Source organism: Cupriavidus phytohabitans, from assembly GCF_000426345.1.
Lineage (GTDB): Bacteria > Pseudomonadota > Gammaproteobacteria > Burkholderiales > Burkholderiaceae > Cupriavidus.
Window position 1 is genome coordinate 1 of the sequence record NZ_AUFE01000121.1, and the last position, 9,002, is coordinate 9,002.

5 protein-coding genes and 3 pseudogenes are annotated in these 9,002 nt (G+C 61.6%); 5 read left to right on the forward strand and 3 right to left on the reverse strand.

The annotated features are described in order from the left end of the window. Positions 1-2,492: pseudogene (locus K309_RS38355) on the forward strand (error-prone DNA polymerase); the annotation flags it as partial. A 390-nt stretch (positions 2,493-2,882) separates the two neighbouring features. Here K309_RS38355 and K309_RS0132565 read toward each other — a convergent pair. Beyond that, positions 2,883-3,332, reverse strand: a complete 450-nt coding sequence (locus K309_RS0132565; RefSeq protein ID WP_029050176.1) for a zinc-finger-containing protein — start codon at positions 3,330-3,332, stop codon at positions 2,883-2,885. A 1,063-nt stretch (positions 3,333-4,395) separates the two neighbouring features. Between K309_RS0132565 and K309_RS0132575 the strand changes: the two genes are divergently transcribed. Continuing rightward, positions 4,396-4,617: a DUF2188 domain-containing protein gene (locus K309_RS0132575; RefSeq protein ID WP_029050178.1), complete on the forward strand. Its 222-nt coding sequence runs from the start codon at positions 4,396-4,398 to the stop codon at positions 4,615-4,617. 119 nt (positions 4,618-4,736) lie between these two features. Then, a pseudogene (locus tag K309_RS38360) lies at positions 4,737-6,172 on the forward strand (DNA polymerase ligase N-terminal domain-containing protein); the annotation flags it as partial. 816 nt (positions 6,173-6,988) lie between these two features. Here K309_RS38360 and K309_RS0132595 read toward each other — a convergent pair. Next, a complete protein-coding gene (locus K309_RS0132595) occupies positions 6,989-7,300 on the reverse strand; it encodes an H-NS histone family protein (RefSeq protein ID WP_029050182.1) in 312 nt (103 codons plus the stop codon). A gap of 688 nt (positions 7,301-7,988) precedes the next feature. On the opposite strand from K309_RS0132595, the gene K309_RS40925 reads away from it, so the two are divergent. After that, positions 7,989-8,189, forward strand: coding sequence for a hypothetical protein (locus K309_RS40925; RefSeq protein ID WP_084402662.1), 201 nt, complete (start codon positions 7,989-7,991; stop codon positions 8,187-8,189). A 371-nt stretch (positions 8,190-8,560) separates the two neighbouring features. Further along, a pseudogene (locus K309_RS43465) lies at positions 8,561-8,701 on the forward strand (PHA-granule associated protein 4); the annotation flags it as partial. Positions 8,702-8,709: 8 nt separating this feature from the next. Here K309_RS43465 and K309_RS42195 read toward each other — a convergent pair. Next, entirely contained in the window at positions 8,710-8,859 is a 150-nt protein-coding gene (locus K309_RS42195) for a hypothetical protein (protein WP_156914528.1), read from the reverse strand. Positions 8,860-9,002: the final 143 nt, after the last annotated feature.

Below are 9,002 nucleotides of genomic sequence, written 5' to 3' on the forward strand. Positions count from 1 at the left end.
TGACCGCGGTCCGGATCGGGCGCCCGGTGTCGGCCTGCGGCTACCACCTCGCCCCCAACGCCGAGCAGCACCTGCGCTCGCGGCTGCGCCTGGCCAACATCTATCCCCACCGCTACCTGACCGAATCGGTACACATCGCCAATCTATGCCAATTCTCGCTGGACGAACTGCGCTACGAATATCCCGACGAACTGGTGCCGGACGGCGTCACGCCGGCGGAATAACTGCGCTCGGAGACCTTTGTTGGTGCCCACCGCCGCTTTCCGCACGGCATCCCCCTCGCCGTGCAGCAGCAGATCGAGCACGAACTCGCCCTGATCCGCGAGATGTCGTATGAGTTTTACTTCCTGACCGTTTACGACATCGTCACCTTTGCCCGCTCTCAAGGCATTCTGTGCCAGGGCCGGGGCTCGGCGGCCAACTCGGCAGTCTGCTACTGCCTGGGCATCACCGAGGTCGACCCGGCGCGGGGCAACCTGCTGTTCGAGCGCTTCATTTCCAAGGAGCGCGGCGAGCCCCCCGACATCGATGTCGATTTCGAGCACCAGCGGCGCGAGGAGGTGATTCAGTACCTGTACCGCAAATACGGGCGCGAGCGCGCCGCGCTGACCGCCGCCGTGTTCACCTATCGGCCACGCAGCGCGCTGCGCGACACCGGCAAGGCACTCGGCATCGATCCGGCGATCGTCGACATGGTGGCGAAGTCCCACCACTGGTTCGATAGCAAGGGCGATTTGCTCAAGCGCTTCAACGAAAGCGGCGTGGACCCGGACGCGCAGCTGTCCCAACGATGGGCCAGCATGGCCGTGGCCCTGCTCGGCTTCCCGCGTCACCTGTCGCAGCATACCGGCGGCTTTGTGCTGTCCCGCGGCAAGCTGTCCCGCCTGGTGCCGATCGAGAACGCCGCCATGGCGGACCGCAGCGTGATTCAGTGGGACAAGGATGACCTCGATGCCCTGGGTTTGCTCAAGGTGGATGTGCTGGCGCTGGGCATGCTGTCCGCGGTGCGCCGCGCGCTGGACCTGGTGGCGCAGCAGCGTGGCGAGGCCTTTGCGTTGCAGGACATTCCCGCCGAAGACCCGGACACCTACGAGATGATCTGCAAGGCGGACACGGTTGGGGTCTTCCAGATCGAGTCCAGGGCCCAGATGTCGATGCTGCCGCGCCTGCGGCCGCGCACCTTCTATGACCTGGTGATCGAGGTGGCGATCGTGCGCCCCGGGCCGGTGCAAGGCGGCATGGTTCACCCTTACCTGCGACGGCGGCAAGGCTTCGAGCCGGTAACCTATCCCAGCGAGGCCATGAAGCAGGCCCTATCGCGCACGCTCGGCGTGCCGATCTTCCAGGAACAGGTGATGCAGGTGGCGATGCTGGCGGCAGGCTTCACCGCTGGCGAGGCCGACCAGCTGCGCCGCGCCATGGCCGCGTGGAAACGCAAAGGGGGCCTGGACAAGTACTACGAGCGCATTGTCTCCGGCATGCTCGAGCGCGGCTATGACCGCGAGTTCGCGGAAGGGATCTTCCGACAGATCCAGGGCTTCGGCGAATATGGCTTCCCCGAAAGCCACGCAGCCAGCTTTGCGCTGCTGGTCTATGCCAGTGCCTGGCTCAAGTGCCATGAGCCGCAAGCCTTCCTCTGCGCGATGCTCAACAGCCAGCCAATGGGCTTCTATACGCCCTCGCAGCTGATCCAGGATGCCAAACGGCACGGCGTGGACGTACTGCCCGCCGACGTCACCATCAGCGGCTGGGACTCATCGCTGGAAAGCCAGGCTGTCGACGCCCGCCCCGGAGTCAGGCTCGGCTTGTCGCTGCTGCGCGGCATGCGCAACGAAGCCGCGCAACGCATCGAGGAAGCGCGGGCGATTCGCCCGTTCGCATCGGTGCGAGACCTGGCCACGCGCGCGGGCCTGGACCGGCATGACGTGCAGGTGCTAGCCGCGGCCAATGCGCTGCACTCGCTCACCGGTGGCCGCCGCCAGGCGCTGTGGCAGGCTGCCGCCGCCGTGCCCGACAAGGATCTGCTGCGCCCGGCAGATCTCCCAGAGGATGCGCCCATCCTGTCGGCGCCCACGGAAGGCGAGGAGATTGTCAGCGACTACCGCGCCATGGGCCTGACGCTGCGCCGCCACCCACTCGCCCTCCTCCGCCCGATGCTAGCCGCGCGGCGCTTCGTGCCGGCATCGACCCTGGCCACTTACCAAAGCCGTCAGGTCGCGCGCGGCGCTGGCATCGTGACGGTGCGCCAGCGGCCGGGTACTTCGAATGGCGTCGTCTTCATGACGCTGGAGGATGAGACCGGGGTCGTCAACGTGATCATCTGGCCGACCGTGCTGGAGCGCTTCCGCAAGGAAATCCTGGGCGCGTCGTTGATCGGCGTCTATGGGCAATGGCAGTGCGAGGGCGAGGTACGCCACCTGATCGCGCAACGCGTCGTGGACTTGTCATGGATGCTGGGCCAGCTCGACACGCGGAGCCGGAACTTTTGCTGACCTACGATCCTTGACGACTCACCGCACCACGGCAGCGCTGCTGAGGGAGTTTTGCCATGTCAACGTCATTGACGCGGTTTGGGCTGATGAATCACCGGCTTCGTCGTTGAAACACACTTCATAGAACCACGGTTTAAACACTAAAGCGGATGCTAAGCCCATGGAACATCATCCAGCATGGAATGCGCGAGGCGGCTTTTTTTGCCTCGCCTTTACGGCCTCCCGGGATCCCCCGGTACCGGGAGGTTCTTTTCTGAGTTCCCCACCCGCACGCAACGCGTCGTGACTTATCGTGGACGCTGCGCCAGCTCGACACGAAGAGCCAGGACTTTTGCTAGCCGCGGGTCCTTGCAAATCAACCGCTTTGACCGCGCTAAACTGGCCTTAGGTTCAAGCGGGCCGATCCGGTCGGCGGGAAGCCTGAAATTCCTCAACGTATCGAATCGCCTGCTCGCACTGTTCCAGCGACAAGGCGTGAATGCTCGGGGTCGCGACATCCATGCCAAGCGATGCAATGAGCCATTTCATCGCCTTGCCGCGCGCCTCGAAAGCATTGACCTCGTCGCGCCGCATCTTTGCCGCGACCAAAGGCTCGAGCATGTCGTGCAGCTGACTTTTGCGCTCGCGCAACGCCGCGTTGGCCAGTCGACCGAGGGGCGTGTTGTGCTTGCTGCGTGCCCGCACGCCGATCCAGGCCTGGCACGCGGCGCAAATCCACACAGGACCGTGGTCTTCGAGATAGGGATACGTTTCATCGCCGGCGCGTGCCAGTTTCGCCTTGGCGCCGCAGTCGTCGCAGACGGGCTGGGGAGGAGCGGGAATCGGGCGGCCAACGCGCATTGATGATCTTTGCAGCGCAAGTTGAGAAGTCAGGATTCTACCGGACCGGGTCGCTGCTGCTGTATGCTAAGTGTTCTTCGCATGTGGCCCCAACAAATCCTCGCAAACTTCTATGACGCGCTCGACGGGCGGGGAGCCGCCGCTTGGACGGTAAGCCCCCAGGTCGCTATCCTGGGCTGAGATCGTGGCCCACCAAGTTGTAAGTTCTGCTTCGCTCCAGGCGCGTCGAACCTGCATGGGGACGGTATCTATGAGGTTTCTCCTCACGCGTTCACGGAAGTCGGAATCACTCAACATACTGAGTCTGCTGCAAAGCGATAGTGAGATCGCCAAAGCCAACAACGATTGGGCAGGTGGCCTAGGCAGCGGTGTTAGCGGGATTGGCGCAACATCCCGCTGAGCTTACGCGCTCCGGAGGTGAGGGAAAAGGTTTTCCGCACGCCAGGATTAATGATCCTGGCGCGGCCAACGGCAATACATTGCCTCGTCGCGCAGCGCGGTCTCAATTAAGGCCTTCCGCTGACGCCCGAGACTGACCGCATCGCGTAGCGCTACGAGCAACTGCAACGCCTGAGACGTGTCCCGACCGTCAGTGCGTAATCTGCGGATTGTCTCTATTTGCTGTCGCACTCGTTCCCTTCCTTCCATCACGCTACTGCGGGCATCTGCCAAGTGCTGCCGCTGCATCTGGAAGACATCCATGTCCGTTCCCCCTAGCGTTTCGGAAGCGGACCGCTTTCATACTAGGTCGGATCGATGGGCGTTGCTTGCTTCACTTTGAAATCCTTCTGTTGCGACGCCCTTGAGAGATATGAATATCCATCTCCACATTCGCCTCGCATTTCGAAACGCTAGCCGGTTGATGCGCTTTCCAGACATCCTCGAATGAGGGGATGTGGCCATGCGTGGGTCATGTGACGATGGCAAGCGACAGGTCTGCGAACTGCCCTGTCGAAATTTGGAGCCCTTGGCCGATCAGCTGAGGGCTTCTTTGTCGGACAGCGCCTGATAGCGACGGCTAGTTGCCAGGCACAGACTGGCTCCATCACTTCAGGAGACAGCCATGCCCGGACAAGACATTCACGTGGTCCCGGCCGACGACCGCTGGGCCGTTGAGACCGAGGGCGGCCACGCCCGCGAGACATTCGACACCCAGGACGAAGCGATTGCGGCAGGCAGGGAGCGTGCCCAGCAGAAGCAGGTCGAGTTGTTTATCCACGGCCGCGATGGGCAGATTCGGGAGCGCAATTCGTTCGGCAACGATCCGCGCGACATCAAGGGATAGCCGATCGGGAAAAGGCCGCACCGGTATTGTCTTTCAGTCCTTCGCGCTCAGGATAATCACCACAGAAGTTGGGCCGTGCCACTCGCCGGTGGAGCAGGAAGACGGAAAGGCATCATGCGATGGCAACGACCCAAGTGAGGGCAAGGACCAAGCGCCGCGGGACGGCGCCGTCGCCGGCGCTCGAGCGCTATGAACAAAAACGCGACTTCAGCGTCACCCCTGAACCGGCCGCAGGGCGACAGCGTCGCAAGAAGCCAGCACGCCTGAGCTTCGTTATCCAGAAGCATTGGGCACGACGACTGCACTACGACTTCCGGCTGGAACTCGATGGGGTGCTGCTCAGCTGGGCGGTGCCGAAAGGCCCCAGCTACGATCCCGCGGAAAAGCGCATTGCCGTCCATGTCGAGGACCATCCGCTCGACTATGCCGGCTTCGAGGGCGACATACCGCCCAAGCAATACGGCGCCGGATCGGTGATCGTATGGGATCGCGGCACCTGGGTGCCCGTTGGCGACCCCCGCGAGGGCATGGCCGCCAGCAAACTTCTCTTCGATCTCCACGGCCGAAAGCTCGCCGGCCGCTGGGAGCTGGTGCGCATCGCCAAGCCGGGCGACAAGTCCGAGCAGTGGATACTGTTCAAGAAGCGTGACGCGTGGGCACGCCCCTTGTCGGAATACGATGTGCTGACTGCGCTGCCGGACAGTGTCATCGCCAAGCCGTTGGGCACGCTGAATGCGGAGGATGGCGCCAAGGAATCTGCCGCGGTCCTCGATGAGGCCCCCCCACCGCCGTCAAGCGCGCGCCGCGCGCCCCACTGCCGGCCAAGCTTGGACCCCAGCTGGCCACGCTGTCGCCAACGCTACCCGCTGGCAGCGGCTGGATCGACATCTCGGAAGGCTGGCTGGACGGCGAGATCGTCGTGCTGCGCGACGGCATGCCGGATTTCAATGCCCTGCAGAACGCCATGCACGGCCAGCGCAATGAGGCCATCGTCTACTTTGCGTTCGACCTGCCCTACTGGGAAGGACGTGATCTGCGCAGCCTGCCACTGGTGCAGAGACGGGCGAAGCTGGCCGCGCTGGTTGCGGACCGCACGGAGCGCGTGCGCTTCAGCGAAGCCTTCGACGCGCCGCCCGCACAAATGTTTCAGGCCGCCTGCCAGCTCGGTCTGGAAGGCCCGATGTTCAAGCGGGCAGACTCCCCTTATGTGTCGGCGCGCACCCCCGAGCTGGCTGAAGGCGAAGTGCAAGCTACGCCAGGGGTTCCTCATCGGGGGCTTCTCCGACCGTGAAGGCTCCCGCACCGAGATCGGCAGACTCTATCTGGGCGTCTACGCTGACGGCGAGTTGCGCTACACCGGCGCGAGGCGGTGCAGACCGCGGTGACACCCCACGGCATGGCCGCCATCAAGGTCACCAAGCCGGAACGTGTCATCGACAAGTCCGAAGGCATCACAAAGGTGGAACTGGTGCGCTATTACGAGAGCATCGCCAGCCGGATGCTGCCGCACCTGAAAGACCGACCCCTGCTACCGCCCGCGGTGCCCTCTGGCCTGTGGGCTCTTTTTTCTGAGAGGCCGCGCGCGGGCGATTGCGTGCGGAGCACGCTTGGACGGATACTATCGATGGGCAACTCACATGGTTACCCGATTTCTTCGTGGACGTTCTGTGGGCTCTCTTCTTACCAGGTTGAGAGCCCATTTTTTGTGCTGGGTCGCGGCCACTCTTCGCCTGGTTGGCGGTGAGGGCGCGCTTGCCGATAGGCATACGCGCTTAGGGACGTTGGCCTGATTTCGTCGACTACATTCAGTCCATGGAGGCACGGCAGCGCAGATTCTAAGCTTTCGCCGGTTACGCAATTGGCGAGATCCGTCGACCCAAACAAACGTGCGGCGCGCAGCGGTTCGGCTTTTGGGGAAGCCTCGACAGCCGAAGTCAGCCAGCCCCTGTACGCCAGTCTAGCCTCAGTTCACTGCAACCCTATCGTCCCATTCTGGGTACCAAAAGCTGTTCCTTCCGGATAATGCCGATCTCTTCGTCAATGATGGCTAACAGCTCTGTCACGGATCCGGTGAAGCGCTCTCGTACCTGCTTGCGCGTTCTGCGCTCGCTGGCTGAACGCACAAGCTCATAGCTGTGTGCAGACGGTTGCGACAATCGGATGACTCTCAGTTCCTTGCTTGGCGGAAGTCGCAACCAATAAGAATAGCCATTCCTTACCCCTCGCTCTGTGCGTTCGCGGGGAACCAGGTATGGCCGGGCGAGCATGATGTCGGCGTGAATCGCTTCCAACGACATGGAAATTGGGCAGAAAAAGAAAACCCCTGCTTGCAGGGGTTGGACGCTAGGCTTTCGCTCGTGCGAGGCCTGATTTACGCCTCTTCTGCAATCAGGAACTTGTTGGGGTTCTTGCCAAGCCAGGCCGGTGTACGACCACGGCCGGACCACGTCTTGCCGGTCTTCGGATCTTGGTATTTCGGCGGCAGCGCCGATTTCGCCTTGACGGTGCCACTGCCTGCCGGACGGCCGCGACGGCGCTTCGTAATGTCCTCGACGGTCAGCCCATATTCCGCCATCAGGTTCTGAATCTGCTCAATGACCGAAGCGACCTCATTGGCACGGACTTCTTCCAGGTGAGCTTCCAGGGCTGCCTTCTGTGCCATCAGTTCTTTGTAAGTTGCCATTTGCTGTTTTCCTTTCCTGTGGAGGGATTCTGATACATAGTTTATAGCCAATTTCCTCATCATTGGAAATTCAGCGCAATATACGGTAACAATGTAAGGCGCCGTTTGACCAACAGCTGGACCGGCAGAGAAAGTGTGAAAGCATGTCTAGGCTTGCGCCAGGACGGATTTGAAACTCGATCACCGTCTGAAGGGGATTTGGCGACATTTAAGATCGAACTGGGCGACATCGAGACCGATGTTGTTTGGGCGCACAGTCTTCCAGAAGCTGGGAAGGGCTTCGCAGAAATGGGTACGCTTCAGTCCTGAAAACAAATGAGAGATCAGTGGCGTAAGAGCCATGGAGTCGATCGGCACCCTGTGAGTCAAAAACAGCACCGACGGACGAGTAATCCGCTGCGCTGCAGGCGCCATCCGGCAAGTGACGAGCAAGCGGAACAACTCTCAGGCGGAGGAGGTTGATCGCCTGATTGGCCCTGCTATCACAAACTGGCATCTCGCTCATTCCGCTGCTCCGCAGCATAGCGATCGCTTGCCTCCTGCGATCAAAGGGCTTACTGTGAGCGTTCGGTGTGCGCGCCCAGCGCCTTTCGCACCGATACATCCATAGCGGTTCTCATTTTTCTCCGTGGCGCAGTCCACGGGTCAGCAGTCGCATTTCCATTTTGACCCGACAAAGGAGGCCGACATGCTAAGTCCGCACGAAATCGCCGCCCTGCTGCTGCTCGGTGATGCGGCAGAGATTCACGACCTTGACCCCGAGCAACTGGATGCCTTGTTGGAACATAAGCTGGTGACGATGGAACATGGGCATAGCAGTGGCAATGTCCACCCGCGACTGACAAGCCAGGGGCATTCCATGCTCGACGCCGTACGACGCATTCGATGAACTCAATCTGAGCGCAAACGGAGCGCCGGGCCCCAACGGAAGAAGCCGCCTTCGCTTCTGTTGATTGCTCTCCTTCCCTGCGATTTTTCCGCGCTCGGTCGACGGGACCCCCTCTGCAACCGTGATGCAGTAGGCTGGAATAGTTGGAGGTGGGAGCTTTGGCGGGCGTGGATCCACAGCCACCAACAGTCGGTAGCTACGCGGGCAGCGTCGCTTGCTTCTTGCGCCAACGATGTCGCGGTCTCAGCACGGGGCACGCCACAAGTTGTGGTGCCCAACGGATTCCCGATTACAATATTGCAACGCAACATAAGGGGCTGATGAGCGTGGTGCGCGCATCGCCACAAGCCCTTATGGCGTTGGAGGAGAAGATGGGGATAGTTCGAGCTGGGACCAAGGGGCAGGCGCTAAAGCTACTAGAGACGGCGGGGATAACCGTCGTCGATTTGGATTACGAGACGGGTTGGCAAGACGCGGTTGAACTTGGCCGTCTGGGGGATAAGCGGGCAATCCATCCAAGTTAAGCCGCCAATAAAATCGCAATTCCCCCCGCGAACCCTTGACAGATGACGAGGTTCGAGGGGCCGCCGCCCTGCTTGCGCTGGCTGTTTAGCGCAAGCAGGGCGGCGGCCAATAGAGGATCGTTCTTCGATCTTCGCTTGGCTCTCATGCCCCTGTCCGATTTGTTCGCTTCGCTTACCGAATATTTGCACACCAAGGTCTTTCACGATCTTGCTCGCCATCCCGAACGTCCCGCCGCTTTCACCCGTCAGCGCAAGCTCACTCTGCCGACACTGATCGCATTCATGCTCG